General features: G+C 71.6%; 26 protein-coding genes. 9 read left to right on the forward strand and 17 right to left on the reverse strand.

What is annotated here, in order from left to right; translation table 11 throughout:
* Positions 1 to 5 precede the first annotated feature (5 nt).
* From AW270_RS30330 to AW270_RS30360, 7 genes are read left to right on the forward strand one after another with little or no spacing between them, the layout of a single operon-like run.
* The gene (locus AW270_RS30330; protein WP_061299549.1) at positions 6 to 641 is read left to right on the forward strand and encodes a helix-turn-helix domain-containing protein; all 636 of its coding nucleotides are present in this window, start codon (positions 6 to 8) and stop codon (positions 639 to 641) included.
* A gap of 38 nt (positions 642 to 679) precedes the next feature.
* Positions 680 to 1,837, forward strand: a complete 1,158-nt coding sequence (locus AW270_RS30335) for a homogentisate 1,2-dioxygenase (RefSeq protein WP_061299618.1) — start codon at positions 680 to 682, stop codon at positions 1,835 to 1,837.
* Positions 1,834 to 2,580, forward strand: coding sequence for a hypothetical protein (locus tag AW270_RS30340; RefSeq protein ID WP_063819393.1), 747 nt, complete (start codon positions 1,834 to 1,836; stop codon positions 2,578 to 2,580). Before AW270_RS30335 ends, AW270_RS30340 begins: the two co-directional genes overlap by 4 nt.
* Complete coding sequence (gene fahA / locus AW270_RS30345; protein ID WP_061299550.1) at positions 2,577 to 3,674, forward strand: fumarylacetoacetase; 1,098 nt, start codon at positions 2,577 to 2,579, stop codon at positions 3,672 to 3,674. The genes AW270_RS30340 and fahA overlap by 4 nt, the downstream gene beginning before the upstream one ends.
* A 10-nt stretch (positions 3,675 to 3,684) precedes the next feature.
* Positions 3,685 to 4,794 carry a L,D-transpeptidase gene (locus AW270_RS30350; protein WP_245674923.1) on the forward strand — a complete coding sequence of 370 codons (1,110 nt, stop codon included), beginning with the start codon at positions 3,685 to 3,687 and terminating at the stop codon, positions 4,792 to 4,794.
* 45 nt (positions 4,795 to 4,839) lie between these two features.
* Positions 4,840 to 5,271: an NfeD family protein gene (locus tag AW270_RS30355; RefSeq protein WP_061299552.1), complete on the forward strand. Its 432-nt coding sequence runs from the start codon at positions 4,840 to 4,842 to the stop codon at positions 5,269 to 5,271.
* 3 nt (positions 5,272 to 5,274) lie between these two features.
* Positions 5,275 to 6,342, forward strand: a complete 1,068-nt coding sequence (locus AW270_RS30360) for an SPFH domain-containing protein (RefSeq protein WP_061299553.1) — start codon at positions 5,275 to 5,277, stop codon at positions 6,340 to 6,342.
* A gap of 6 nt (positions 6,343 to 6,348) precedes the next feature.
* Here AW270_RS30360 and AW270_RS30365 read toward each other — a convergent pair whose 3' ends face one another.
* From AW270_RS30365 to AW270_RS30410, 10 genes are all read right to left on the reverse strand, one after another.
* Entirely contained in the window at positions 6,349 to 7,608 is a 1,260-nt protein-coding gene (locus tag AW270_RS30365) for a Fic family protein (protein WP_082801939.1), read from the reverse strand.
* Between the two features lie 150 nt (positions 7,609 to 7,758).
* The gene (locus AW270_RS30370) at positions 7,759 to 9,345 is read right to left on the reverse strand and encodes a GTPase (RefSeq protein WP_061299555.1); all 1,587 of its coding nucleotides are present in this window, start codon (positions 9,343 to 9,345) and stop codon (positions 7,759 to 7,761) included.
* Positions 9,342 to 11,060: a P-loop NTPase family protein gene (locus AW270_RS30375; protein WP_061299556.1), complete on the reverse strand. Its 1,719-nt coding sequence runs from the start codon at positions 11,058 to 11,060 to the stop codon at positions 9,342 to 9,344. Before AW270_RS30375 ends, AW270_RS30370 begins: the two co-directional genes overlap by 4 nt.
* A 64-nt stretch (positions 11,061 to 11,124) precedes the next feature.
* On the reverse strand, positions 11,125 to 11,613 hold the full coding sequence (locus AW270_RS30380) for a hypothetical protein (protein ID WP_061299557.1): 489 nt from the start codon (positions 11,611 to 11,613) through the stop codon (positions 11,125 to 11,127).
* A gap of 22 nt (positions 11,614 to 11,635) precedes the next feature.
* Positions 11,636 to 13,123, reverse strand: coding sequence for a sensor histidine kinase (locus AW270_RS30385; protein ID WP_063819394.1), 1,488 nt, complete (start codon positions 13,121 to 13,123; stop codon positions 11,636 to 11,638).
* Entirely contained in the window at positions 13,120 to 13,806 is a 687-nt protein-coding gene (locus AW270_RS30390; RefSeq protein ID WP_061299558.1) for a response regulator transcription factor, read from the reverse strand. The genes AW270_RS30385 and AW270_RS30390 overlap by 4 nt, the downstream gene beginning before the upstream one ends.
* The gene (locus tag AW270_RS30395; protein ID WP_157522833.1) at positions 13,803 to 14,291 is read right to left on the reverse strand and encodes a hypothetical protein; all 489 of its coding nucleotides are present in this window, start codon (positions 14,289 to 14,291) and stop codon (positions 13,803 to 13,805) included. The genes AW270_RS30390 and AW270_RS30395 overlap by 4 nt, the downstream gene beginning before the upstream one ends.
* Before the next feature lie 10 nt (positions 14,292 to 14,301).
* Positions 14,302 to 15,537, reverse strand: a complete 1,236-nt coding sequence (locus tag AW270_RS30400) for an ABC transporter permease (RefSeq protein WP_061299560.1) — start codon at positions 15,535 to 15,537, stop codon at positions 14,302 to 14,304.
* Entirely contained in the window at positions 15,534 to 16,262 is a 729-nt protein-coding gene (locus AW270_RS30405; protein ID WP_061299561.1) for an ABC transporter ATP-binding protein, read from the reverse strand. Before AW270_RS30405 ends, AW270_RS30400 begins: the two co-directional genes overlap by 4 nt.
* Positions 16,259 to 17,332 (reverse strand): efflux RND transporter periplasmic adaptor subunit, encoded by a 1,074-nt coding sequence (locus AW270_RS30410; protein WP_061299562.1) that lies wholly within the window; start codon positions 17,330 to 17,332, stop codon positions 16,259 to 16,261. Before AW270_RS30410 ends, AW270_RS30405 begins: the two co-directional genes overlap by 4 nt.
* A 131-nt stretch (positions 17,333 to 17,463) precedes the next feature.
* Between AW270_RS30410 and AW270_RS30415 the strand changes: the two genes are divergently transcribed.
* Positions 17,464 to 18,879: an HlyD family efflux transporter periplasmic adaptor subunit gene (locus tag AW270_RS30415; RefSeq protein ID WP_061299563.1), complete on the forward strand. Its 1,416-nt coding sequence runs from the start codon at positions 17,464 to 17,466 to the stop codon at positions 18,877 to 18,879.
* Here AW270_RS30415 and AW270_RS30420 read toward each other — a convergent pair.
* The 6 genes from AW270_RS30420 to lhgD are packed head-to-tail and all read right to left on the reverse strand — an operon-like array spanning position 18,876 to position 23,035.
* Positions 18,876 to 19,292, reverse strand: a complete 417-nt coding sequence (locus AW270_RS30420) for a type II toxin-antitoxin system VapC family toxin (protein WP_061299564.1) — start codon at positions 19,290 to 19,292, stop codon at positions 18,876 to 18,878. The two genes, AW270_RS30415 and AW270_RS30420, sit on opposite strands and share 4 nt — an antisense overlap.
* Positions 19,289 to 19,513: a FitA-like ribbon-helix-helix domain-containing protein gene (locus tag AW270_RS30425; RefSeq protein ID WP_061299565.1), complete on the reverse strand. Its 225-nt coding sequence runs from the start codon at positions 19,511 to 19,513 to the stop codon at positions 19,289 to 19,291. Before AW270_RS30425 ends, AW270_RS30420 begins: the two co-directional genes overlap by 4 nt.
* Before the next feature lie 41 nt (positions 19,514 to 19,554).
* Positions 19,555 to 19,743: a hypothetical protein gene (locus tag AW270_RS39170; protein WP_157522837.1), complete on the reverse strand. Its 189-nt coding sequence runs from the start codon at positions 19,741 to 19,743 to the stop codon at positions 19,555 to 19,557.
* Positions 19,744 to 19,755: 12 nt separating this feature from the next.
* The gene (locus tag AW270_RS30430) at positions 19,756 to 21,141 is read right to left on the reverse strand and encodes a sensor histidine kinase (protein ID WP_218009387.1); all 1,386 of its coding nucleotides are present in this window, start codon (positions 21,139 to 21,141) and stop codon (positions 19,756 to 19,758) included.
* A 1-nt stretch (position 21,142) separates the two neighbouring features.
* On the reverse strand, positions 21,143 to 21,841 hold the full coding sequence (locus tag AW270_RS30435; RefSeq protein ID WP_061299566.1) for a response regulator transcription factor: 699 nt from the start codon (positions 21,839 to 21,841) through the stop codon (positions 21,143 to 21,145).
* Between the two features lie 39 nt (positions 21,842 to 21,880).
* Positions 21,881 to 23,035 (reverse strand): L-2-hydroxyglutarate dehydrogenase, encoded by a 1,155-nt coding sequence (gene lhgD / locus AW270_RS30440; RefSeq protein WP_061299567.1) that lies wholly within the window; start codon positions 23,033 to 23,035, stop codon positions 21,881 to 21,883.
* 54 nt (positions 23,036 to 23,089) lie between these two features.
* On the opposite strand from lhgD, the gene AW270_RS30445 reads away from it, so the two are divergent.
* Positions 23,090 to 23,485: a hypothetical protein gene (locus AW270_RS30445; RefSeq protein ID WP_245674924.1), complete on the forward strand. Its 396-nt coding sequence runs from the start codon at positions 23,090 to 23,092 to the stop codon at positions 23,483 to 23,485.
* Here the strand turns inward: AW270_RS30445 and AW270_RS30450 are convergent.
* Positions 23,448 to 25,877, reverse strand: a complete 2,430-nt coding sequence (locus AW270_RS30450; protein WP_061299568.1) for an SCO7613 C-terminal domain-containing membrane protein — start codon at positions 25,875 to 25,877, stop codon at positions 23,448 to 23,450. The two genes, AW270_RS30445 and AW270_RS30450, sit on opposite strands and share 38 nt — an antisense overlap.
* Between the last annotated feature and the right edge of the window lie 56 nt (positions 25,878 to 25,933).

Below are 25,933 nucleotides of genomic sequence, written 5' to 3' on the forward strand. Positions count from 1 at the left end.
GTCACATGGCTGTTGAGTCGGCACAGACCCTTGAGCGGGGATTAAGGCTGCTTCGTCTCCTCGCGGAGACGCCGGGCGGGCTCACGCCGACGGAGCTGGCGGCGGCGCTGGGCGTCAGCAGGCCGGTCGTCTACCGGCTGGTGGCCTCGCTGCAGAACGAGGGGTTCGCGCGCCGCGACGCGGCCGGACGGGTGCTGCTCGGGTTCGGCGTGGTGAGGCTGGCCCAGGCGGTGCAGCCGCTGCTGATGGCGGCGGCGGTCCCGGCGCTGCGGCGGCTGGCCGAGGGGTCGGGCGCGACCGCCCACCTGACCGTCGCCGAGGGGTCCGAGGGGCTGGCCGTCGCGGTGGTCGAGCCGTCGTGGACGAATCTTCACGTCGCCTACCGGGCAGGATCCCGTCATCCGCTGTCGAAGGGCGCCGCCGGGCTGGCGATCCTGTCGCTGCGCGAGGGCAGGCCGCGTATTCAGGCCACCGAGGGGCAGCTCCAGGAGGGAGCCCGGGGCGTGGCCGCGCCGATCACGGGGCTCGGGTGGCTGGAGGCGTCGGTCGGGATCATCTCGTTCGGCGATCTCGACGTCTCGGTCGCGGGCCCGCTCGTGTCGGAGGCGGCCAAGGAGCTCGGGGAGGCGCTTGACGTATAGTGGACGGTAACGTCCGGTATGCGTACAGGGAGGCGACGATGCCGCACTATCGCACCGTGGGAGAGGTTCCCCGTAAACGCCATGTCCAGTTCCGCCGTCCGGACGGCGGCCTCTACGCCGAGGAACTGATGGGCGAGGAGGGGTTCTCCTCCGACGCCTCCCTGCTCTACCACCGCCACGCGCCCACCGCCATCACCAAGGCCGAGAGCGTCGCCGCGAATCACCACGCCCTGGAGCCCAACCTGCCGCTGTCACCCCGGCACTTCCGGACACAGGACCTCGCCCCCGACGGCGACCTCGTCTCGGGCCGGCGGCTGCTCGCGGGCAACGGCGACGTGCGGATCGGCTACGCCGCGACCGACCGTCCGAGCGAGCTCTACCGCGACTCGATGGGCGACGAGTGCGTCTACATCAAGTCGGGCCGGGCCCGGTTCGAGTCGATGTACGGCGCGCTGGAGGTCGGCGAGGGCGACTACGTGGTGATCCCCACGGGGACCATCCACCGCTGGGTGCCGTCGGGGCCCGTGGAGGCCCTCACGATCGAGGCCTCCGGGCACATCCGGCCGCCCAAGCGCTACCTCTCCCAGTTCGGCCAGTTCCTGGAGCACGCCCCCTACTCCGAGCGCGACCTCCGCGCCCCTGCCGAGCCTCTCGTCGTCGAGGGCGAGGACGTCCCGGTCCTGGTCCGGACGCGGGGCGGGCTGACCCGGCTGACCTACCGCAACCACCCGTTCGACGTGGTCGGCTGGGACGGGTGCCTCTACCCCTACGTGTTCAACATCAGCGACTTCGAGCCGGTGGTGAAGCGGACCCACGCGCCGCCGCCCGTCCACCAGACGTTCGAGGGGCCGGGCTTCGTGATCTGCTCGTTCTGCCCCCGGCCGCTCGACTTCCACCCGGACGCGGTGCCGATCCCGTACAACCACCACAACGTCGACTCCGACGAGTTCATGTTCTACGTCGGCGGCGACTACTCGGCGCGGGCCGGTTCCGGCATCGACGTCGGGTCGGTGTCGCTCCACCCGGCCGGGTTCACCCACGGGCCGCAGCCGGGGGCGGTCGAGGCGGTCATCGCGTCGGGGGCGACCCACACGTCCGAGCTGGCCGTCATGATCGACACGTTCCGGCCGCTCGACCTCGGGCCGGGGGCGCTGGCCTGCGAAGACGGCGACTACGCCTGGACCTGGGCGCGATGAACCCGCTGTTCGCCGCCCTGGTCGACGACGCGGGGCTGTTCCCGCCCACCTCCCTGCCGATGGCCGACGCGCTGGCCCGCCACGAGGCCGACCGCGCGGCCGGCAGCAGGGTCCTCACCCACCGGTTCCTCTGCCTGGCCAGCCGCCTGCACGAGATCACCTCGCCCCGGCCCGAGAGGATCGGCGTGATCGTCGACGACCCCCACGCCGACCTGGGCGACGCCGACCTGATCGAGGTGCGGCTCGGCAAGCCCGTGCCGCACACCGACGCGCGGCTGTTCGTCGAGGTCACCGCAGACGAGCTCGACGGAATGGACGCCGTCACCCATCCGGGGCACACGGGCCGCGCCGGGTTCAAGATCAGGTGTGGCGGGCTCACCCGGGAGGCGTTCCCCTCACCCGAGGAGGTGGCCCGGTTCATCACCTTCTGCGCCCGCAACGCCATCCCGTTCAAGGCGACCGCCGGGCTCCACCACGCCGTCCGCCACTACGACACCACGCTCGGCGTCTGGCGGCACGGGTTCCTCAACCTGCTGCTGGCCACCCACGCCGCCCTGCACGACGGCGACCCGCTGCCGATCCTGGCCTCCTCCGAAGCGGATCGGCTGGCGCGTCTGGCGGTGGCCGTGCCAGAGGAAGAGGCTCTGAGAACCCGGGAGAGCCTGGTCTCCTACGGCTCGTGCAGCACCGCCCAGCCCATCGCCGACCTGCGAGAACTCGGTCTGATCGGAGAAGACGCGTGAGTTTCGGGCTCGACAACCTCCCCTATGGCGTGTTCTCGGTCGACGGCGGAAGTCCCCGCGTCGGGGTGCGGCTGGAAGACCAGGTGCTCGACCTGGCGCCCCTCCTGCACGACGACGTGTTCCTGGCGCCGAACCTCAACCCGTTCATGGCCCGGGGCCGCGCCGCCTGGCGGGCGACCAGGGGCCGCGTCCAGGATCTGCTCGCCGACGACCGCGGCGCCGAGCACCTGATCCCCCTCGATCGGGTACGCCTCCACCTGCCCGTCGACGTGGCCGACTACGTCGACTTCTACGCCTCCCTCGAACACGCCTCCAACCTGGGCCGCATCTTCCGCCCCAGCGAGGAGCCGCTGAAGCCCAACTGGCGGCACCTGCCGGTCGGCTACCACGGCCGGGCCGGCACGGTCGTCGTCTCCGGCACGGAGATCCGCCGCCCCTGCGGCCAGCGCCCCTCGTTCGGCCCGTCGATGAAGCTCGACATCGAGGCCGAAGTGGGGTTCGTCGTGGGCGCGGGCAGCGGCCTGTGCGAGCAGCCCGGCGCGTTCGAGGAGCACGTCTTCGGCGTCGTCCTGGTCAACGACTGGAGCGCCCGCGACATCCAGGCCTGGGAGTACGTCCCCCTCGGCCCCTTCCTCGGCAAGTCGTTCGCCACCTCGATCTCCGCCTGGGTCACCCCGCTCGACGCCCTCGAACACGCCCGCGTCACCGGCCGCACCCAGGACCCCGCGCCCCTCGACTACCTGCGCCGCAACGCCGAATGGGGCCTCGACCTCGGCATGACGGTCACGCTGAACGGCGAGGCGATCAGCCACCCGAACTACCGGGACATGTACTGGACCCCCGATCAGATGCTCGCCCACATGACCGTCAACGGCGCCTCCCTGCGCACCGGCGACCTCTACGCCAGCGGCACCGTCTCCGGCGCCGACGCCCCCGGCTCGCTGATCGAGATGACGTGGAACGGCGCCCGGCCGCTGAAGAGCGGCCAGTCGTTCCTCGAAGACGGCGACACGGTCACGATCACCGCCACGACCCCGTCAGGGCTCTCCCTCGGGGAGGTAACCGGCCGTATCCTGCCCGCTACCGTTCGGTAGCGTTGGCGTGGTGCCGCGCCTCTTCTTCCTGTTCACGGCCCTGATCACCCTCGTCGGTTGCTCACCGGTGACCGCCCTGACCCCCGTCGGCGTCGCGATCTCCCCCTCCCTGGGCGAGACGCGGGCGGTCCCCGACCGGGGCCTGACGATCAGAGCCGTCGGCGGCGTCCTGAAGTCGGTCGTGGTGACCGCCGCCGGCCAGAACGTCCCGGGCAGGTTCAACCGGGAGAAGACCGAGTGGCGCTCGTCGTGGACGCTGCGCCCCGGCACCGACCACCTCGTCTCCGCCGTCACCTCCGACCGCCGCGTCTCCGGCCGCTTCCGCACCCTGATGGGCACCGCGCCGACCCCGCCGAAGGTCGACCCCCTCCCCGGCGAGACCGTGGGCGTCGGCATGCCGATCGTGGTCACCTTCCCGGTCCCGGTGCCCGACCGGGCCGCCGTCGAGCGCGCCTTGGAGGTCGTGCCCGACCGCCCGGTCGAAGGCGGCTGGCACTGGTTCTCCGACACCCAGGTCGTCTGGCGTCCCCGCTACTACTGGCAGCCCGGCACCCGGGTCCGCTTCACCGCCCACCTGACCGGCCTGCGCTTCGCCCCCAACGTGTACGGCACCACGGATCCCACCGCCACCTTCGTCATCGGCCGCAGCATGACCAGCCTCATCGACACGCGCACGTTCCGGATGACCGTCCACCGGGACGGGGTGCCGGTCCAGGACATGCCGATCAGCGCCGGCATGGCCACGACCAGGGAATACACCACCACCAGCGGCGTCCACCTGACGATGGAGAAGAAGGAGAAGGTCCGCATGGTCGCGCCGCGCCGCAAACCGGGCGACCCCGAGTACTACGACCTGATGATCGACCACGCCGTCCGCATCTCCAACAGCGGCGAGTACGTCCACGCCAAGGACAACCTGTGGGCCCAGGGCCGCCTGAACGTCAGCCACGGCTGCGTCAACGCCCGCCCGGACCAGGCCAAGTGGTTCTTCGACAACTCGCTCCGGGGAGACCCCGTAGTGATCGTCGGCACCGACAGGCCCCTCGAACCGGCCAACGGATGGGGTTTCTGGCAACTGGCATGGAACGACTGGAAGGCGGGCAGCACTCTCTCTTCCTGACATGTAGGTTGATAGAAGGAACCCCCTATGGATAGGGCGGTGCAAATGGATTCGTGGATCGTGTGGCTGATCCTGGCGGCGGCGCTGGGCGTCGCGGAACTCTTCACGCTGACCGCCGCCATGGGCATCATCTCCGTCGCGGCCCTGCTCACCGCGGGCGTCGCCGCGGTCGGGCTGCCGGCCGGCCTGCAACTCCTGGTCTTCGTCCTCGCCTCCGGCGGCGGCCTGCTCGGCCTCCGTCCCCTGGCCATGCGCCACCTGAAGCAGCCGCCCGCCCAGAAGTTCGGCGTCTCGGCCCTGGTCGGCAAACCCGCCTACGTGACCCACGAGGTCACCGGCCGAGGCGGCCGGGTCAAGATCGGCGGTGAGGAGTGGTCGGCCCGCGCCTATGACGACACCCTCGTCATCCCCGTGGGCGCCACCGTCGACGTGTTCGAGATCGAGGGCGCCACCGCCCTTGTTTATCCTCGGGAGTGACCAATGGAAGTCGCCCTTCTCGTCATCCTGATATTGGTCGCGATGTTCGCGGTCGTCACGGTGTTCAGGACGGTCAGGATCGTCCCTCAGGCGCGCGCCGCCAACGTGGAGCGCCTCGGCCGCTACAGCCGCACCCTGGATCCGGGCCTCAACTTCGTGATCCCGTACATCGACCGGGTCCGGCCGCTGATCGACCTGCGTGAACAGGTCGTCAGCTTCAAGCCCCAGCCGGTCATCACCGAGGACAACCTGGTCGTCGACATCGACACCGTCCTGTACTTCCAGGTCACCGACCCCCGGGCGGCGGCCTACGAGATCGCCAACTTCATCCAGGGCGTCGAGCAGCTGACCGTGACGACGCTGCGTAACGTCGTCGGCGGCATGGACCTGGAGAAGACGCTGACCAGCAGAGACACCATCAACAGCCAGCTGCGCGGGGTGCTCGACGAGGCGACCGGCAAGTGGGGCATCCGGGTCAACCGGGTGGAGATCAAGGCCATCGACCCGCCCAAGACCATCAAGGAGGCGATGGAGAAGCAGATGCGCGCCGAGCGCGACAAGCGCGCGGCCATCCTCACCGCCGAGGGTCTCCGGCAGTCGCAGATCCTCACGGCGGAGGGCGAGAAGCAGAGCGCGATCCTGCGGGCAGAGGGCGAACGCACCAGCCAGATCCTCAAGGCCGAAGGCCAGTCCCAGGCGATCGACGAGGTCTTCCAGGCCGTCCACCGCAACGACCCCGACCCGAAGCTGCTGGCCTACCAGTACCTCCAGATGCTCCCGGAGCTCGCGAACGGCCCGGGGAACACGTTCTGGGTCATCCCGTCCGAGGTCACGTCGGCGCTCCAGGGCGTGTCGAAGGCTTTCACCGAGGCGCTGCCGCAGTCGGCGGCGACCCGCGACCAGCCCTCGCGCGACCGCCCGGCGGGGGCGGAGGCCGTCCGTCAGGCGGAGGCCGCGGCGGCGGAGGCCAAGGCCGAAGCGGACGCCGACTCCCTGCCCCGCTCGATCGAGAAGGGCAACGCGGTCCCGGACCCCCTTCAAGACCTCGACCGATCCAGAGACCGGGCCTGAGGGCACTCAGCCGCTGATGCCGAGGACCTTCCGCAGGTCATGGACCGGAAACCAGGCGAATCCGCGGCCTTCGGGCACTTTGGTGAGAAGGCCGCGGGCCTCCAGTCCCTGCAGATCCGTCCGGGCCGTCTGCGCTGCGACGTCGTGACTTCTGGAGTGTGACTGCACGGTGTAGCGGGCGTCGCTCTTCTTGATCGCGTGTTGGATGACCGCGATCTGGCGGTGGTTGAAGTGGTCGGCCAGGTCGGCGACGGCCCGCTGGAGGTCGCGGGTCTGCCGGACCTTCCGATCGAGGTATTCGTGCAGGTCGGTGATGGCCTGGCTGATGATGCCGAGTTGGGCGGCGATGAAGTAGGTCAGGTCGCCCTCGTCCTGCTCGCAGTGCAGGAAGCTCCGGGCGTACTGGGCCGGGGCCCGCTTGATCAGGCGGGAGATCGACAGGAACTCGGTCAGCCAGTAGTCCTGGTTGAGCATCGACCAGTAGAAGAGCACCCGCGCGGTTCGGCCGTTGCCGTCGACGAACGGATGGTCGAAGGACAGCATGAAGTGCACAACGATCGCCCGGACGACCGGCGGCACGTAAGCGGTGCCCGTCTCCCCGTTGGCGAAGGCGCACAGCGCCTCGATCCGCGCGGGCAGTTCCTCCGCCGGGGGTGGCGCGTGGAGGGTGTTGCCCTCCATGTCCCCGACGACGACCCGCTCTTCGCCCGGTAGCTGCAGCCGTCCGGCCGTGGAGGGGTCGTCGAGGGTGCCCTCGGTGACGATGCGGTGGATCTCCGCGATCAGTGCCGGGGTCAGCTTCTCTTTGCGCAGCTCGCCGACCCGGCGCATGGCCTCGTAGTTGTTGAGGATCATCAGCTCGTCGCGGGTGCGCGGGTGACGGCCGGTGCGCAGCATGTCCTTCGCGACCTTGTACGTCGTCGACGCGCCCTCCAGTTGTGAGGAGGTGATGGCCTCCTCGATGAGGGAGTTGACGACGTACTGATCCCGGGTCGGCGCGTCGTGGGTGACCGGTTCGGGCACCCCGATCCGGCCGCTGGTCTGCCTGACCACGTTCTCGATGCCCCGGAGCACCTCATCGGGGAGGGTGTACGAGAAAGGGTGGCCGTTCTCGAATTGCAGTGGCAGGTCACGCCGGACAGCGACCCGGGCCGCCTTCGTCGCGGCCCACCATTCCTCGACCGTGAAGCCCTCAGGGACCGGGCGACGACGGAATTCGTCCCAGGGGAGGTAGCGCTCACCCGCGATCGACAAGCCGCGTTGCATGACCTCGACGAGGCGTCCGCTCGGGAGCGAATTGAGGATCTGCGCCCACGATGGCGGCGGCTTAGGGATGCGCACCCGATCCTCCACTCTAGCTGCTAATTCTGCTCAAGTTAACAGCTAATTAGCTGTTAACAACGCCAGATTCAGCAGCTAACTGCGGGCAGTCCTGACCTGGGCGAGGAAGGTGGCGTAGCGGGTCTGTTCGTGGGTGATCGGCGCGATGACCATCCGTTCGGCCACCTCGGAGATGTTCTGCTGGAGGACCCTGGCTGACCTGCGGGCCTTCCTGCGGCTGCCGATCCAGGCCAGGGCTCTGGTCAGGAGGGCCACCGCCACTCCGAGGACGGCCGCGCCCACCAGCAGCGTTGTCGGCCAGGGCACCTCTCCGGCGGTCGGGGTGTAGAGGCCCGGCAGCTGGAGGAAGCCGATCACGTACAGGACCACGAGCCAGGCCAGACCCGCCAGCAGGGTGACGAACAGCAGCCACTGGAGGGCGTTCACGGCCCGCCACCACAGCGGGCGGCGCTCCATGCCGAGGTCGCTGCCGGCCACGGCGTGGTCGAGGGCGTCGGCCAGGGCGTCGTGCCTCTCCCTGGCCGAGCGGCGGATCGCGGCGGCCCACGGTTCCGGGACGCCGTCGGCGGCCTCCTGGCCGACCGCGCGGACGGCCGAGTCCATCTGGGAGACCTGGATCAGGTGGGCCTGCGGGATGGAGGTCCGGCCGGTGGTGGGGCGGGCCAGGTGGAGGCGGCGGAGCGGGTCGGGGCGGAAGCGGCGGAGCCAGCGGGTGACCGGCCAGCCCATCGCGGCGACCGCGCGGTGCCGGTGGGCCTTGGCCACGGCCCTGACCACCAGGGGGACGCCGGCCGCCTCGGCCAGGGCCTCGTCGAGGGCCTCGTGGTCGGGGGTGCGCAGGTCGGAGGCGGGCAGGCCGCCGGAGGCGGCGATCAGGTGGTCGGCCGCTCCGGCGGTGTCGGCCTCCAGTCTGGACGACCACGCCTGTCTGCGGCCGACCAGTTCGGCCAGCAGGTCCTTCAGTTCCGGCAGGCCCTGGCCGGTCACCGTCGACACGGGCAGGATCGGCACGTCCCGCAGGCCGTCGGCGGCCAGGAGGCGGCGCAGGTCGTCCAGGCATCTGCGGACCGCCTTCTCCGGCAGGCGGTCGACCTGGTTGAGCACGACCATGGTCACGTCGGCGTGCCGGGCCAGCGGGCGCAGGTAGCGCTCGTGGATGGCGGCGTCGGCGTACTTCTGGGGGTCCATGACCCACACGAGCTGGTCGACGACGGCGACCAGGCGGTCGACCTCCAGCCGGTGCGACAGCTCGATGCTGTCGTGGTCGGGCAGGTCGAGCAGGATCAGGCCGTGCAGGTCGTCGGAGTCGACGACGTGCCTGGTGGGGACGTCGAGCCAGTCGAGCAGCGGGCCCGAGCCCTCCGGGGACCACAGCGCGCCCTGGGCCTTCGACGTGGTCGGGCGGGTGACGCCCACGGTGGCGACGGCCGTGCCGGTCAGGGCGTTGAACAGCGACGACTTGCCGCTGCCGGTCGCGCCGGCCAGGGCGACCGCCGTGTGGTCGACCGAGAGGCCCGCCCGTGCGCCGGCCCGCGCGACCACCGCGTGGGCGCGTTCGACCGGTTCCCTGGCCACGCGGCCCTCGGCCAGGTCGGCGGCGGCGCCGAGGGCCTTGAGGCGGTCGTCCAGCGAGATGTGGGAGCGGCGGCGCAGCAGCTTCACGCGGCACCGCCGGGGATGTCGCGTTTGCGCTGGTCGACGGCGGCGGCGGCGTCGCGCAGGGCGTGGGTGTCGGTGATCGCCATGCCTTCCAGGAGGGTGTGGAAGCGCTCGGCCTCCTCGTCGAACAGGTCCCTGACCCGCCGGCGGAGGTTGGCGCGGGCGTCGTCGGTGAGGCGGCGGACGGCCTGGTCGCCGAAGACCGCCTCCAGGAGCTTCTGGCTGAGGACGGTGGTGCCGCCCGCGACGCCGATCTCGACGCCGGTCAGGCCACCGGTGGAGGCGAAGACGGTCAGCATGATCAGCAGGCCCATGCCGTTGACGCCGAACGAGGCCGCCCTGGCCATGCTGCGCTTGTCGGCGCCCTCCTCGCGGACGAGGTCCAGCACGTACCCCTGCCAGTCGCGGACCGCCTTGGCGGCCTTCTCCGACAGGTCCGGGGAGACCCGGCCGAGCTTGCCGGCGGTTTCGATCCCGGTACGTTCCAGCAGGTCACGACCCTGAGGAGTGGAGAGCCACGCGTCCACGGAGCGTTCGGCCGAACCGTCGGCGGTGGCCCGGATCAGCGACTCCACGCCGCTCTCCAGGGCCACCCTCAGCCGCTTGTCGGGGGCCGGACGGCCGGTGAAGGCGGCCACTATGTGGTCGCGCAGCCAGCCGACCCGGGTCTCCAGGGAGCGCATGAGGTCGCCGGTGCCGACGAAGTCCTGCCAGCGGGCCAGCACCTCACCGCGCAGCAGCGTGCCGTCGCGCATGGCCTCGTCGAAGTCGGCCATGCCGACGTCGTAGCCCTTGTCGACCAGGCCGCGCAGCTCGTTGACGCCGAGCACCTGCCGGTCGGCGGCCTCGGCCAGCGCCGGGACCCGGACCGAGAGGCTGTCGAGCGCGCCGCCCAGGGTCCGCCGGACCACGTCGGCGCGGGCCTCGTGGTCGGCGGACAGGCCGTCGAGCCACTTCTTGATCGGACGGACCGCGATCTCGGGCAGCCGGGCCCGTTCGCTGGGCAGCGGCAGTTCCGGGACCTCGAACAGCGGCGTGCCGCCCAGGCCGTTCTCCTTGAGCAGCCGCCGCAGGTCGGCCGCGACCGGCCCGCGGGCCTCCTCGGGAACACGCTGGAGGATCACCGCCATGGCGGTGCTGCGCTCGGCGGCGATCCGCAGGAAACCCCAGGGGACCTCGTCGGCGTACCGGCTGGCGGTCGTCACGAACAGCCAGAGGTCGGCGGCGGCCAGGAGCTGGGCGGCCAGCTCCCGGTTCTCGGTGACCACCGAGTCGATGTCGGGGGCGTCGAGCAGGGCCAGGCCCGGCTGGACGAGCGGCGAGGTGACGATCTTGAGGGTGCCCGGCCGGCCGTCGCCGGTCGAGCGCGGCATGCCCGGCAGGACGCGGGCGGAGGTGAACCACTCGGCGTCCTCGGGGCCGGCCACCAGGGTCGGGGCCAGGGTGGTCGGGCGCAGCACGCCAGGGGCGGTGACGTCGTCCTGGACGAGCGAGTTGACCAGGGTGGACTTGCCCGCGCCGGTCGAGCCGCCGACGACGGCCAGCAGCGGCGCGTCGATGGAGGCCAGGCGGGGGATGAGGTAGTCGTCGAGCTGGCCGGTCAGTTCTTTCTGGGCCTGGCGGTCGGCGTCGACGTTCCCGATGGCGAGCGGGAACAGGTCGCGGCCGAGTTGCGCACGCAGGCTCTGGAGTGCGGTCGCCAACCCGTCTTCGGACATACCGTCCGACTTCCCTCAAAAGAGCGTGCGCAACGTGGCGTGCGGGCCAACTCGGCGCAAAGGTCTAGGACCGGGGCGGCGCCGAGGGCATGAGCGGCCTGCACTTCTCCAACGCCTTCTTGATCGCCGGGTCGTCGCGATCGACGTCGCGGAAAGTTTTCACCTCCGCGCCGTTGTCCTTCATGCAGGTACGGAAGGCGTTGAGGGCCGAATCGTCCGGCCTCCCCCGGCCGCCGCCGCAGGCCTGGAAGGCCTCCCGCGTCTTGTCGTCCATGGAGGGGAAGCCCGACGGCCGCACCCTGGGCTCGCCTGAAGGGCGGTCCGACGGCCGATCGCCGAGCTGGCCACCGTTGCGGTTGGCACCCCATCCGCCGCCACCCTCGGGCAAGGTGACGCCGTGTTCCTTGAGGCACTCGGCGAGGGCGGTGCGGTCGCCCGGCCGATCCGGCGACGAGGGCGCAGGGGTGGCGCCGGTCGCCTCGGCGTCGCCGCCGCAGGCGGTCAGGGACAGGAGCAGGGCCGCGGTCAGGGCGGCGAAGACGGTCTTCTGCACGCCACAATCGAAGGCTGCGGGCTTATGAACCCGTTGAGTCACTCCTGAGAGGTGCCTGGCAAGTCGGGCCCTCGTCCGATGCGCCGCTCGGGGAATCCGGCAGCTCCACTCGGAAGATCGCGCCCTTGGGGCCGTTGGCCGCGCTGATCGTGCCGTCGTGGGCCTCGACCAGGGCCGCCGCGATCGACAGGCCCAGCCCCGCGCCGCCCTCCCGGCCGCCCCGGCTGCGGGAGGGGTCGTCGCGGTAGAAGCGTTCGAAGACCCGGTCGGGGTCGCGCAGGCCGGGGCCCTCGTCGGCGACCTCGATCACCACGCCCCGCTCCGAGGTGCCCACCGCGACGGTGAAGCCCGAGCCCTCCGGGGTGTGTTTGAGCACGTTGCCCACCAGGTTGCCGAGGACCTGCCGGAGCCGGGCCTCGTCGCCGATGATCATCAGGGGGTCCTCGGAGTCGTCGAGTCGTACGAGATCGATCTCGCGCTCCGGAGCCAGGAGACGCGCGTCGAGGACCTCCCCGGCGGCCAGGCTCAGCACGTCGACCGGTTCGAGTTCGAGCGGGCGCTGCCGGTCGAGGCGGGCCAGCAGGAGCAGGTCGTCGACCAAAACGCCCATGCGGGCGGCCTCGCCCTCGATGCGGCCCATCAGCTTCTCGGTGTCGGGGTCGGCCTCCTGGCGGTAGAGCTCGGCGAAGCCCCTGATCGAGGTCAGCGGGGTGCGCAGCTCGTGGGAGGCGTCGGCCACGAAGCGGCGCATCTTCTCCTCCGACCCGCGCGCCTCGGCCGCCGACCTTCTGGCCGCCTTCTCCGACTGCTCGCGGTCGCGGAAGGCCAGTTCGATCTGGTGCAGCATGCCGTTGATCGCGCCGCCGAGGCGGCCCATCTCGGTGCTGCGGGGCTGTTCGGGCACCCGCTGGGTGAGGTCGCCCTCGGCGATGGCGGCGGCGGTGTGCTCGATGTGACCGAGGGGGCGCAGGCTGCGGCGTACGAGCCAGTAGCAGGCGAGGCCGAGCGCGAGCAGCACGGCCGCGCCGACCCCGGTCACGATGGCGGTCAGCCGGGCGACGGTTCGGTCGATGTCGCCCATGCTGACCGCCACCACGCGGCTGCGCCCATCGGGGGCGGGCACAGCCACCACCCGCCATTCGGGCCCCTTCCCGCCGACGGACTCGACGGTGAAGGGCCGCCCGGCGAGGTTCTGCACGGCGGTGTGGTCCAGTCCGACCAGGTGGGGCTGCTCGGCGGTGGTCGAGGTGGCGACCTGGCGGTCCACCCCGCCGTTCGCGTCGAGGAGCAGCACGTGGAACAGGCCAGGCAGGCGCGCGGCCGGCCTGACCCGTTCGGACGGGGAGAAGTCCCGCAGCGGCGGGCCCGCGGCGGTGAGCTGCTGGTCGATGCGGTCGACCAGGTAGCCGCGCAGCAGCCGGACCGCGAACACGCCGGTCAGGGTGATCGCCAGCGCGACCAGGACGAGCGTCCCGGCCACGAGCCGCGCCCAGAGGGGGACGCGCCTCATCGGCGGGGGGCGCGCAGCACGTAACCGACGCCGCGCAGCGTGTGGATCAGTTTGGGGTCGCGGGTGTCGACCTTCTTGCGCAGGTACGACACGTACGACTCCACGACGTTCCGGTCGCCGCCGAAGTCGTAACGCCAGACGTGGTCGAGGATCTGCGCCTTCGACAGCACCCGGCCCTGGTTGACCATGAAGTAGTGGAGCAGCTTGAACTCCGTCGGCGACAGCCGGACCGGTCGGCCCGACCGCCAGACCTGGTGGGCGTCCTCGTCCATCTCCAGGTCGGCCACCCGCAGCCGCGCCGGGGCGGGATCGGCGGCCCCCGAGCGGCGCAGCACGGCCCTGATCCGGGCCAGCACCTCGTCGAGGGAGAACGGCTTGGTGACGTAGTCGTCGCCGAGGGCCAGGCCGGCGATCTTGTCGTCGTGTGACTGGCGGGCGGTCAGGAAGACGACCGGAACCCGCCGTCCGGCGGACCGGAGGCGGGCGGCGACGGCCAGGCCGTCCATGTCGGGGAGCATGACGTCGAGGACCATCAGGTCGGGTCTGAAGCGTTCGGCCGCCGCGACCGCCTCCTCGCCGTCGGCCGCGGTGATCACCTCGAACCCGGCGTAGCGGAGACTGGTCGACAGCAGCTCCCTGATGTTCGGTTCGTCGTCGACGACCAGGAGCCTGGCCTCACTCATTGGTTCGCTCGCATTCTGGGCAGGCCACCGCCCTCGGTCACGTTGGTGGCCGCCACATTTCCTTCGGCGTCCTTCGCGCCCTGCACGACGACCGTCGCGCCGGGCTTGAGGTCCGCCACCTTGCCCTCTTTGGAGATCCGCACTTCGGTCGCGTCATCTGTGGTGACGACCGTGGTGGTCCCGTCGGAGCCGGCGACGTAGATTCTGGCGCCGTCGACCAATTTGACGGTACCCACCGTCCCGGCCTGGCCGGACCCGGCCTGCGCCCCGCCGGCACCGCGGGTGAAGCTCGGGAACGCCGGCGCGGACGGCTCCCCGAACGCCTTCTGGGCCTGGATGCCGACCAGGATCCCGGCCACCAGGAGCACCCCGGCGGCCAGCGCCACCGTCAGCTTGGGCACTTTCACCCGGGAAGGCCGGGCGATGAGCTCGCCGTGGAACGGCGAGGTCTCCAGCAGTTCGTCGGCGGACATGCGCCTGGGCACCGTGACTCCTTCACTCGAAGCGCAGGGCTTCGATTGGCCGCAGCTTGGCGGCGCGGTTGGCGGGATAGCTGCCGAAGAACAGCCCGATGGCCACCGAGACGCCCAGCGCCAGCACGACCGAGCCCGGCACCACGACCGGGGTGATGCCGGCGATCGTGAACTGCGCGCCCGCCACGGCGATGGCGACGCCCAGCAGCCCGCCGATCAGGCTCAGCAGGGTCGCCTCGACGAGGAACTGGCCGAGGATCGCGCCGCGCGGCGCGCCGATGGCCTTGCGGATGCCGATCTCCCTGGTCCGCTCGGTGACCGTGACCAGCATGATGTTGGTGATCCCGATCCCGCCGACCAGCAGGCTGATCGCCGCCACGGCCGCGAGCAGGACGGTGAACGTCGAGGTCGCGGCGCTGACGGTCTCCTGGAGGGTGGCCTGGTTGAGGATCTGGTAGTCGGCCGCGACGGCGCCGCCGACGCCGTGCCGCTGGTCGAGCACCGAGGTGATCTCGGCCTGGGCGGCGTCCACCGCGTCGGCCGACTCGGCCTTCACGAGGATCTGGCTGAGCGGCCCGAACCCGGTGAGGCTCTGCTGCACCGAGGGCAGCGGCGCGATGGCGACGTCGTCGGCGTCCTGGAACCCGCTCGACGACCCGGCCTCCTTGAGCACCCCCACGACGGTGAACGGCACCCCGGTGATGGTGACCTGCCTGCCGACCGGGTCGACCGGGCCGAACAGGTTCTCCGCCACGGTCTGCCCGATGACGACGACCTTGCGGGCGGCCAGGACGTCGTCGTTGAAGAAGTAGGCGCCCTTGGCGACGGGCTTGTTGGAGGCCTCGAAGTAGCTCGGGTAGGTGCCCACGACCTGCTGGATCGCGTGGGAGGCCCCTTCGTACGACGCCGTCTGCGCATTCGCCGACACGACCGGCGACACCGAGGCCACCGAGGGCGCGGCGGCCCGGTCGGCGAGCGCCCTGGCGTCGTCCACGGTGAGCGGTCTGGCCTGGGTGCGCGGCCCGGTGGCCTCCTGGCCGCGGGAGAACCCGCCCGAGGTCGACGAGCTCACGGTCAGCGTGTTCGCGCCGAGCTGCGCGATGTTCTTCTGGATCGACTGCGAGGAGCCCTCGCCGACCGCGACCAGCAGGATCACCGCCGCGACGCCGATCAGGATGCCCAGCGTGGTCAGCGCGGAGCGCATCTTGTTGGCCGCCAGCCCCCGGACGGCGAACCGGACGATCTCGACGGCGCTCACGCGGTCACCTCCCCGAGCCGTGGCGGCAGCCCGTCGACGGGCGCGAGCCGGGTGTCCTCGACCACTTGGCCGTCCCGCAGCCGGATCACCCGCTTGGCGTGCTCGGCGACGTCGGGTTCGTGGGTGATGACGACGATCGTGCGGCCCGCCGCCGACAGCCGGTCGAAGATGCCCAGCACGTCGAGGGTGGAGGAGCTGTCGAGCGCGCCGGTCGGCTCGTCGGCGAGCAGCAGGGCCGGTGAGGTGACCAGGGCGCGGGCGATGGCGACCCGCTGCTGCTGGCCGCCGCTCAGCTCGTTGGGCTGGTGGTTCACCCGGTCGGCCAGGCCGACGAGGTCGAGCGCGGCCAGCGCCCGGCGGCGGCGTTCGGCCGGTCTGACCCCGCCGTAGGCGAGCGGCAGTTCGACGTTGGTCAGGGCGCTCATGCGCGGGATCAGGTTGAACGACTGGAAGACGAACCCGATCTTGCGGTTGCGGACCACGGCCTGCTGCCGGTCGTCCAGGCCGCCGACGTCGACGCCGTCGAGGTGGAACTCCCCGGCGGTGGGCACGTCGAGGCAGCCGATGATGTTCATCAGGGTCGACTTGCCGGAGCCGGAGGCCCCCATGACCGCCACGTAGTCGCCGGGCTCGACCTGGAGCGACACCCCGCGCAGGGCGTGCACCGCCGTCTCCCCCGCGCCGTAGACCTTCGTGGCGTCCCGTACGTCCAGAACCAGGGTCACGGTCGTCCGCCCCTCCCGAAACCGCCGCCGGCGGGGCGGATGCCGCCGCCCCCACCGAACCCGGGGAAGCCGCCCCCGGTCTGGCCGGTCGTGGTGACGGGGCGGACGACCTGGTCCCCCTCGTCGAGCCCCGAGACGATCTCGGTCCCCGAGGTCCCCTTGATGCCGGTCTCGACGACCTTCACGGTCTGCCTGCCGTTCTCCAGCACGGTGACCGTGCTGCGGCCCCCGGCCGTGGTGATGACCGCCGACGGCAGCGTCAGCACGTTCTCGGCCCGGTCGATCGTGACGCCGACCGAGGCCGTCTGGCCGAGCCTGACCTGGCCGGGGATGTCGGTCAGGGTGATCGTGGCGGCGTACGACACGACGTTGTCCTCCGTCTGCGGCTGCGCCGCGATGAGCGCGACCTCCCCGGCGGCGGTGACGCCCGGGAGGGCGTCGAAGGTGATCTGGGCCGCCTGCCCGACCTTGAGCCTGGTCACGTCGGACTCGGTGAAGTTCCCCACGATCTGGAGCTTCCGGGGGTCGACGAGGTCGACGAACCCGCCCTCCTGGACCTGGGAGGGCCCTCCGACCGTGCCGCCGACCGCCGTGACCGTCCCGGCGAACGGGGCCTTGATGACTGTCCCGGCGAGGGCCCGCTTCGCGGCCTGATAGGCGTTCCTCGCCTGGACGTACTGCGCATGACCCGAAGCCGTGCCGGTGTCACCGTCCTCGGCCGCGTCGAGACTGGCCTTGGCCGCGTCGACGCCCTCCCGCGCGCTCTCGTCGTCGAGCCGCGCCAGGACCTGCCCCTTCTTCACCTTCTCGCCCGGCTCGACCGCGATCGAGCCGACGGTCCCCTGGGTGGCGAAGTTCAGCGACCGGCTGCGCGCGCTCTCCACGGCCCCCGACGCGGTCACCGCCGACTCCACGGTCCCCCGGCCGACGGTCGTGGTCAGCACGTTCCCCGCCGCCGCCCGCTCGCCCCCGCTCCCGAGCGAGCCCCAAGCCGCCCCGGCCCCGCCGACCAGCAACACCCCCAGCGAGGCGTTCAGGATCAGCGCTCTGCGCTTCGTCGACAACTTCACAGAGATGGACACTGCCGGTCCAGGTTGGGAACGCCCTCCGCCGGCCCTGAACGTTTCCTGTCAAGGGTCCACAGGCAACTCGCAGTTCCGCCTCAGCGGAGCATGACGCGCGCTCCCCAGGATGGCTGTCCATGACCCGTACCCGGCTCCGCGCAGGCGGCCTCGCCCTGGCCGCCGTCGCCCTGGTGACCACCGGCGCGTTCGTGACCTCGGAGGACGCGCCGCCCCTTCCCGACGTGGAACTCGTCGCCGCCCAGCGCGGCGACGTGACCTCGGTGGCGTCGGCGGCGGGCAACACCATCGACGACGGCACCCACGACCTGGCCTTCTCGACGGCGGGCACGGTCAAGAAGGTGTACGTGAGAATCGGCGACCAGGTCCGCAAGGGCGACCTCCTGGCCCGCGTCGACGATACGATCGCCCGGGAGAACCACGAAGCGGCGAAGGCGTCCCTGGCCGCGGCCGAGGAACAGCTCGCCGAGGTAGCGGGATCAGGCGCAACGGGCGGCTCCTTCGCGGCCCCGCAACCAAGGGCTCAAACGACTTGCCCGCCCACGACCCCCCGGCCGCAGGGCAAGCCGTCAGCCTCGCCGGCCAGTTCGCCGTCGCCCTCCCCATCGCCGACCCACAAGGGCATCAGGGCCGCCGCGGTGTCCTTCACCAAGCACCCCACGAGCACCAGGCACCCCACGAGGTCTCCCTTCCCTTCGCCTTCCGCGACGCCGAGGCCGCAGGGCGACCCGGAGGTCCACCTCGACCCCGCGCCCAGCCCGACCCCGTCGCCCTCCCCCACGCCGACCAGCACCCCTCAGCAGCAGCCACAGAACTGCGACCAGGGGCAACAGCCGGAGCAACCGCAGCCACAGCGCCCCCGGGGCGGCGGCACCCGCCCCGCACAGGGCGGTGGCGGCCCCCAGACGACCGAGGCCCAGGCCGAAGCGGCCGTCACCAAGGCCAAGAACGACCTGACCGCCGCCGAGGACGCCCTGAAGGGCGTCGTCATCAAGGCCCCGGCAGCCGGTACGGTCCTCCAGATCAACGGCGTCGCAGGCGACCCCTACACCGAAGGCGCCTTCGTCAGCCTGGGCGACCTGAACGACCTCCAGGTCAAGGCCTATTTCACCCAGTCGGACATCGGCTCCCTGAAACCCGGCCAGCAGGCCGCCATCACCCTGAGAACCACCGGGGGAACCCACCAGGGCAGGGTCTCCCACATCGACCCCATGGCCACCACGACAGACCGCCTCGTCCGATACGGCGTCACGATCTCCTTCGACGCCCAGCCGAAGGGCCTCCTGCTGGGCCAGACGGCCACCGTCCAGGTCGTGACGGGCGAAGCGCGAGGAGCGGTCTACGTCCCGGCCAGAGCCGTCCAGAACGACACGGTCACCCTGCCCGGCGGCGCGAAGCGCAAGGTCACCACGGGCGTCCGCAGCGACACCCTGGTAGAGATCAGAAGCGGCCTGACCGAGGGCGAGAAGGTGCGACTCCCCGGAGCCTCGGCCCTCAACGGCGAGTTCCCCGACAGCACCTTCCCCGGCCTCTAGTCAGGGGCGGGGGACGGATACCGCTGGATCTCCGCCCGGTGCCCGGTCGACCCGGCGAACTTGGCGTCATCGGTCAGCAGCGGAACCCCGAGATATTCGGCGAGGGCCACATACATGCCGTCGTACGCGGTCAGATTGTCGCGGAGCTCCAGCACCCGACGCTGGAGCGGCGCCATCGGATGCCGGACGATCCTCAGCTCGGCGAACTGCTCCAGCATCGCGTGGGCCCGGGCCGCGGAGATGCGCACATGGGGCTTACTGGTGATCGCATGCCCTCGGACGACCGAGGCGATCTCCGCGTCGATCAGCGCGGGAGCATGGACTCTCCGGCTCAGCCGCTGCTGGAGAAGATCGTCGCCTTTGAGGTTCGCCAGCAACCGAAAGACGATCGAAGCATCGACGACCAGGCTCAACGCCGACCGTCCCGCATCGTCTCGCGGATGAAGTCGGGGTCGTAGGAGACGGGCTCCTCCGCGGCGATCTTGGCCATTACCTCGTCGACGGTGGGGTTCGCCGCCTCTTCGTTCAGCAGGTCACGGACATACGACGCGAGAGACTTGCCCGCCCGCTCGGCCCGCGCTTTCAAGGTCAGCTCGGTGGCTTCGGGAACGTCGCGAACTTGGATGATGCCCACACACCCACATTAGCATGCAGTATGCATGCAGCCTGCGGGTATCACTCCGGGGCGGCGGCCGGCTCTTCACGGAGATCCCGCTCGATCTGTCGTTCCACAGCGGCCTCCACATAGGCGGAGAACCCGTCGTCACCAACCCGGTCGCGGACGGCGCGGATGTTCCCCGCGCGCAGCCAGACATTCACTGTGATCGAGGGACCGGTGCCCGGCCCGCTGTCCTGTTCAGGCACACCCGTAGACAATCACGGCTCCAGGCGCAGCGTCACGCGGAAGGCCGCGCCCACCCCCGGTGCCGTCTCCACCGTCACCGTCCCCCTGTGTGCCTTCACCAGGGACGACACGATCGACAGCCCGAGGCCCGTCCCCGACGCCTCGTCGTGGGTGCGGGCCGGGTCGGCGCGGTAGAAGCGTTCGAAGACGCGGGCGGCCTCGTCGGCCGTCATGCCCGGGCCCTTGTCGGCGACCTCGACGAAGGCCTCGTCGCCGTCCGCTCCCACGGTCACCATCACCGGCACCCCGTCCGGAGTGTGGGTCAGCGCGTTGGACATCAGGTTCCCGACGACCTGCCGCAGCCGCACCTCGTCGCCCGACACGATCGGCGCCGTCGTCCCCTCCACGGCCAAGGAGATCGCCCGGCCGGGGGCGAGGATGCGGGCGTCCTGGACGGCGTCCCCGGCGATGGCCAGGAGGTCGACCGGCTTGGACTGCAGGGGCCGCTGCTGGTCGAGGCGGGCCAGCAGGAGCAGGTCCTCGACGAGGAGGCTCATGCGTTCGGCCTCGCCCTCGATGCGGCGCATCAGCCGGGTGACGTCCGTGTGGGGGGCCTGGCGGTGGAATTCGGCGTACCCCCGGATGGAGGTCAGCGGGGTGCGGAGTTCGTGGGAGGCGTCGGCGACGAAGCGGCGCATGCGTTCCTCCGACTCGCGGGCGGCGGCCTCGGAGCGGGAGCGGTCGTCGAAGGCCGTCTCGATCTGGGCCAGCATGCCGTTGAGCGAGTGGGCCAGGCGGCCGACCTCGGTGCGCGGGTCCCGGTCGGGGATGCGGCTGCTCATGTTGCCGGCCGCGATCGAACCGGCGGTCCGCTCGATCTCGGCCAGCGGGCGCAGGCTGCGGCGGACCAGCAGGACGCCCAGACCGGCCGCCAGGCACAGGACGACCGCGCCGCCCAGGAAGACGATCATCCCGAGGCGGGTGGTGATCTGGGTGACGCCGCCGAGCGCGATGGCGGTCACCAGGGTGCCGCCGCCGTCGGGCAGGGCGGCCGTCTTGACCCGCCACGACTGGCCGCCGGAGGCGCGGGTGACCGGCTCGCCGGCCGGTGGGAGGCCGGTCAGCGGAAGTCGGCCGGTCGCCGACTCACCGGCCGCCGTCTCGCCGGGGGTGCCGTCGGGGGCGACGATCTGCAACCGGCTCTCCGGGGGGAGCCGCTGCATCCAGTAGGTCAGGTCGCCGCCGTGGGAGAGGCGGCCGATCGTCTGGTCGCTGAGTTTGGTCACCTGTTCGTCGACGCGGTCGATCAGGTAGCTGCGCAGCAGGGAGACGCTGGCCGCGCCGATCACGAGCAGGGTCCCGGTGACCAGGGCGAGCATCGCGGCGATCAGTTTGGTGCGCAGCGACACCCTGCTCACGTCACACCGACGTTCGCATCACATAGCCGACACCGCGCAAGGTGTGGATGAGCCGGGGGGCCGACCGGCTGTCGATCTTGCGGCGGAGCACCGACACGTAGGACTCCACGATGCCCGCGTCGCCCCGGAAGTCGTAATCCCATACGTGGTCCAGGATCTGCGCTTTCGACAGCACTCGTCCAGCGTTGGCCATGAAATAGCGCAGCAGTTTGAACTCGGTCGGCGACAACGGCACCGGGTTGCCGGACCGCCAGACCTCGTGGGACTCCTCGTCGAGTTCGATGTCGGCGAAGGTCAGCCGGGGCGGCGGCGCGGTCGGGTCGCCCGCGGTGCGGCGCAGCACGGCGCGGATGCGCGCGATGACCTCTTCGAGGGAGAACGGCTTGGTGACGTAGTCGTCGCCGCCGAGGGTCAGGCCGCGGATCTTGTCCTCGGTCGCGTCGCGCGCGGTGAGGAACAGGACCGGCGTGAACGTGCCGCCGCCGCGCAGCCTGCGGACGACGTCGAACCCGTCCATGTCGGGCAGCATCACGTCGAGCACGATCAGGTCGGGCCGGTGGCGGGTGGCCGCGGCGACCCCCTCGGTGCCGCTGGAGGCGGTGCTCACGTCGAAACCGGCATACCGGAGGCTCGCGGCCAGCAGTTCCAGGATGTTCGGTTCGTCTTCGACGATCAGCAGTCGGGCTTCAGGAGTCACCATTACGCATCTTCTCGGACGAGGGGGACGTTCCTGAGCACTTTATGAAGGATCGCTTAAAGCTACCGTCAAATCCGCCACATGCCGGGCGATGGCGAAGCTCGACGTCGCCGCCGGGGAGGGCGCGTTCCGGACGATCAGCACCCGGCCGTGCCGGTCGATGGCGAAGTCGTCGAGCAGCGCGCCGTCCCGGCCGACGGCCTGGGCACGCACTCCGCTGGCCGCCCTCACCAGGTCGCCCTCGGCCAGCGCGGGGACGTAACGCCGGGCCGCCCGCAGGAACACCGACGGGCGCAGCGAGCCGTTCAGCTCGCGCAGGCCGGTCAGCCAGTGGCGGCGGGCCATCTTGCGGGTGCCGGGCCAGGCCAGGATCCGGGCCAGTTCCCCCGGCCGCACGTCACGCCACGAATAACCCTCCAGCGCCAGCGCCATCACCGCGTTGGGGCCGACCAGCACCTCGCCGTCGATCCGTCTGGTCAGGTGCACGCCGAGGAAGGGCAGCCTCGGATCCGGTACGGGATAGATCAAGCCCCTGACCAGGCCCTTCGCCTGTGGGACGAGCCGGAAGTACTCGCCCCGGAACGGCACGATCCGCACGTCGCCCTCGCCCGCCAGGGCGTCGGTGCCCAGTCCGGCGCAGACCACCAGGCGGTCGAAGCGCAGGTCACCCGCCGCCACGCTCGTGGCCGACTCGTGGATGGCCGGGACGGGGTGCGAGAGCCGTACATCCAGATTGGCGGCGAGATGCCGGGCGACGGCGGGGAAGTCCGCGACGGCGGTGTGGGGACTGTGGACGGCGCCGACGCCGACCGCGTGGGGTTCGACGTCGCGCAGGCCGAGGGCGTCGAGCTCGGTGACGCCCGGCACGCCGTTCGCCCGCGCCCGGTCGGCGAGGGTCCGCAGCCCTGCCCGCTCAGCTTTGGTGGAGGCCACGACGAGCTTGCCCACCTCGTCGTAGGGGAGCCGGTGCTCCTGGCAGTACTCCCGCAGAAGCGCCATGCCCTCGCGGCACAGCCGCGCCTTCAGGGACCCGGGCCGGTAGTAGATCCCGGCATGGACGACGCCACTGTTGTGCCCGGTCTGGTGGGCGGCGACGCGGTCCTCCTTCTCCAGCACCGTCACCTCGGCGCCCCGGGAGGTCAGCTCGCGCGCCACCGCGAGCCCGAGGATGCCGGCTCCGACGACCCCGATCTTCATGCCCTGATTGTCACACATTCATGGTCGAACTCACGTTCGGTTAGACTGGCTGACGTGTACGTTCCACCGGGATGGCCACCCGAAGTACCTCCTCCGGGCAGCCCCGAATGGCAGACATCGGCGGTCAACTGGCTGCTCGACGCCGTGCCGCCCGACTACCGCGCCTACGGGGTGCTGCGCCGCCACCCGCTGGCGCTGGCCCGGATGGCCGGCCACACCGTGCGCGCCCAGGTCGAGGGCGCGCGCGCGGGCTACCGCGACGCGGCCGTCGACCTGAAGGAGCACCTGCCGCCCCACGTGGTCGAGGCGGTCCTGGAGGTCTACCGGCGCGAGGGCCCGCGGCTCGTCGCGCTGGCCGCCTCGATCGCCCTGGTCGAACGCGCGCTGCGGGGAGAGGAGTTCGTCGAGCGCTTCACCGCAGACCCCGGATCGCCGCGCCGACCCGCTTGACGTCCCTGATCCGGCTCTCGTACGTCGCCCCGACCAGCAGCAGCAGGAGTCCGCCCACGGCCATCGGCACCCACCGGGGAATGAGCAGCACCAGATCGACCACCCACGGCGCGATCTCGTGGACGGTCACCGCCGCGAGCGTGAAACCGCCGAGCACGGCCGGCGCCTGGAGCCGCTTCAGCGCCCCGACGACCAGGACGACCAGCGCCACCACCCCCAGCGCCAGCGGCCTGACCCACCCCTCGGGCTGGTCGTAGAGCACGAACAGGCTCGGCAGCAGCGTGAACGTCAGCCCCGCGCCGTAGGCCCGCCACGACGACCCGGCCCGCGCCTTCCACCACCCGAAGCCCAGCAGCACGACGGAGAACGGCGCGGTGTAGGCCTCGACCAGCGTGACGTCGTCGGCGTAGAGCCGCGACCACGAGGCCGCCAGCAGCAGCGCCGTGGCGAGATAGGCGACGTTCCCGCGCTCCTTCCGCAGCGCCACCCCGGCCGCGATCACCCCGGCGGTCGCGGCGGCGAGGCTGAAAGTCCGCAGATCCGGTACGACCACCAGCCCCGCCAGCCCGGCCACCCCCGCCCCGATCTCGGTGAGCCGCCGGACGGCGGCCACCGCCGCCACTGCGAGCAGCACGAACGGCAGGAACCGCGCCTGCTGATCGGCCGCCAGCCAGGCCGCCGCCGCGAACCCGCCGGCGTGGACGACCCCCACGTTGGCCGCCCAGACCCGCAGCTTCTCGTCCCTGTACGCCACCCACGCCGCGACCGCCGCCAGCGCGCCCAGCACCACGAGCGTGGCCGTCTCGTTGACCAGCCCCCACAGCGTGGCGACCACCGCGATCCCGAGGGCGAGCCGCGCGTACGCCGCCACCGTCACCCGGGCGGCCCCGATCACCATCGCGATCAGCACCGCGATCATGACCGGGTAGGGCAGGTCGAACACCGGCGGCACGAACGCGACCGCCACCGCCCCCGCGATCACCGCGAGGATCTTGTACTTGACCCCCAGCGCCAGCCCGGCCGTGACCAGCACGACCAGCACGAGATCGGCCACCCTCGGGAAGCCCGCCCGGCTCAGGTAGTCGCCCGCCCCGACGCCGAGGCCGCCCGACCACACGCCGTACCCGTTGCCGACCGGCCCGCGCAGCACGACCCCGACCGGCACCAGCACGACGAGCGAACTCACCGCCCCCACGACCAGCGCCGTCGTCCGGGCCCGCCCGCGCAGCGCCGGCGCGAACGCGCCCGCGACCGCCGGGGTGACCACGACGATCCACTCATCCGGCACGACCACCAGGAGGGGAAGCTGCACCGCGACCACCCCGGCCAGCACCGCGCCGATGATCGGCGCCAGGGCGTGCTTCTCCGTCCGCAGCGCCAGGACCCCGGCCTCGGCGGCGGCGACCGCCAGGATGACGCCCCCTGCGAGCGTCCAGCCCAGGTCCCCGGCGTGCTCGGTGGCCTGGAAGAACGCGACCAGGCACCCGGCGACCCAGGTCACCCCGAAGGCGGCCAGCGCGACCCTCCGCCTGACGGTGAGCCAGAGGGCGAGGTCGAACGCGGCGGTGGCGACGAGCGCCCCGGCGGCGTGCGCGGCCGTCTCGTCGGCGACCAGGATGATCAGCGGGAACTGGGCCAGCCCGATGGCGACCGGAACCGGCAGCGCCAGCCCGAACCGCCGTCCGAAGAGCGCGAACACCCCCGCGGCGAGCGCGATCAACCCCGCCGTGTACGGCAGCGCGCCCACACTGGCCTCGAACCAGACCTGGTAGGCGGCGTACCCGTCGAGCAGGAACAGCGCCACACCGAGGATCGCGACCGTCTCGGCCGTCGCCTTGAGCCCCCGGCCGACCAGCACGACGGGCGCCGCGAAGGTCAGCGCGGTGAACCCGAGCAGGATCGCCGCCCGCCCTCCGATCCCGACCGACCCCCAGCTCACGATCGTGAACACGAAAGCGGCCACCACGAGCAGCAGCCCACCGAGCCCGAGCAGCAGATTCCGGACCGTGGACGGCGACATCTCCCGGCCGGCCGGACCGGCCGCCGGCCGGCCCGGCTGGCCGGGCGCTGCCAGGGGGCGGCCCTGGTCGTCCAAGGGCCAGCCTCGGTCGTCCAGGGCCGCCACGGCCGGGCCGCCCGCCGCCTGGGCTCCCCCGGCCCGGGCGGCGGCGGGCTGGTGCTCTCCGGCGGCGCGGAGCGCGGTGAGGAGCTCCGTCCTCCTGCCGAGCAGCCGGGCCTCGCGCCCCCGTAGGTCGTTCAGGGCGAGGTCGAGCTGCCAGAGTTCAGCCGCGATCGGGCCGTGCAGCGGAAGCTCGCAGGCCGGACACCGGCGCGGTGACCCGTCGAGCGGGGCACCGCAGTCGGGGCAGGTGGGAGTGCCGACGGAGTGCATACCGGAACGATCCCGCTTCGCCCCATGTGGGCGCTATGGACCACCTACTCAATTCG

Origin of the sequence: Herbidospora cretacea, from assembly GCF_001570605.1 — a bacterium.
Classification (GTDB): Bacteria; Actinomycetota; Actinomycetes; order Streptosporangiales; family Streptosporangiaceae; genus Herbidospora; species Herbidospora cretacea.

Excerpts from the sequence above, each read along its gene's own strand:
- AW270_RS30450 (WP_061299568.1), bottom strand. The coding sequence starts at position 25,877 with ATGCACTCCGTCGGCACTCCCACCTGCCCCGACTGCGGTGCCCCGCTC.
- AW270_RS30330 (WP_061299549.1), top strand. The coding sequence starts at position 6 with ATGGCTGTTGAGTCGGCACAGACCCTTGAGCGGGGATTAAGGCTGCTT.
- lhgD (WP_061299567.1), bottom strand. The coding sequence starts at position 23,035 with ATGAAGATCGGGGTCGTCGGAGCCGGCATCCTCGGGCTCGCGGTGGCG.
- AW270_RS30340 (WP_063819393.1), top strand. The coding sequence starts at position 1,834 with ATGAACCCGCTGTTCGCCGCCCTGGTCGACGACGCGGGGCTGTTCCCG.
- AW270_RS30355 (WP_061299552.1), top strand. The coding sequence starts at position 4,840 with ATGGATTCGTGGATCGTGTGGCTGATCCTGGCGGCGGCGCTGGGCGTC.
- AW270_RS30375 (WP_061299556.1), bottom strand. The coding sequence starts at position 11,060 with ATGTCCGAAGACGGGTTGGCGACCGCACTCCAGAGCCTGCGTGCGCAA.
- AW270_RS30335 (WP_061299618.1), top strand. The coding sequence starts at position 680 with ATGCCGCACTATCGCACCGTGGGAGAGGTTCCCCGTAAACGCCATGTC.
- AW270_RS30435 (WP_061299566.1), bottom strand. The coding sequence starts at position 21,841 with ATGGTGACTCCTGAAGCCCGACTGCTGATCGTCGAAGACGAACCGAAC.
- AW270_RS30360 (WP_061299553.1), top strand. The coding sequence starts at position 5,275 with ATGGAAGTCGCCCTTCTCGTCATCCTGATATTGGTCGCGATGTTCGCG.
- AW270_RS30385 (WP_063819394.1), bottom strand. The coding sequence starts at position 13,123 with ATGAGGCGCGTCCCCCTCTGGGCGCGGCTCGTGGCCGGGACGCTCGTC.
- AW270_RS30390 (WP_061299558.1), bottom strand. The coding sequence starts at position 13,806 with ATGAGTGAGGCCAGGCTCCTGGTCGTCGACGACGAACCGAACATCAGG.
- AW270_RS30365 (WP_082801939.1), bottom strand. The coding sequence starts at position 7,608 with ATGCAACGCGGCTTGTCGATCGCGGGTGAGCGCTACCTCCCCTGGGAC.
- AW270_RS30415 (WP_061299563.1), top strand. The coding sequence starts at position 17,464 with ATGACCCGTACCCGGCTCCGCGCAGGCGGCCTCGCCCTGGCCGCCGTC.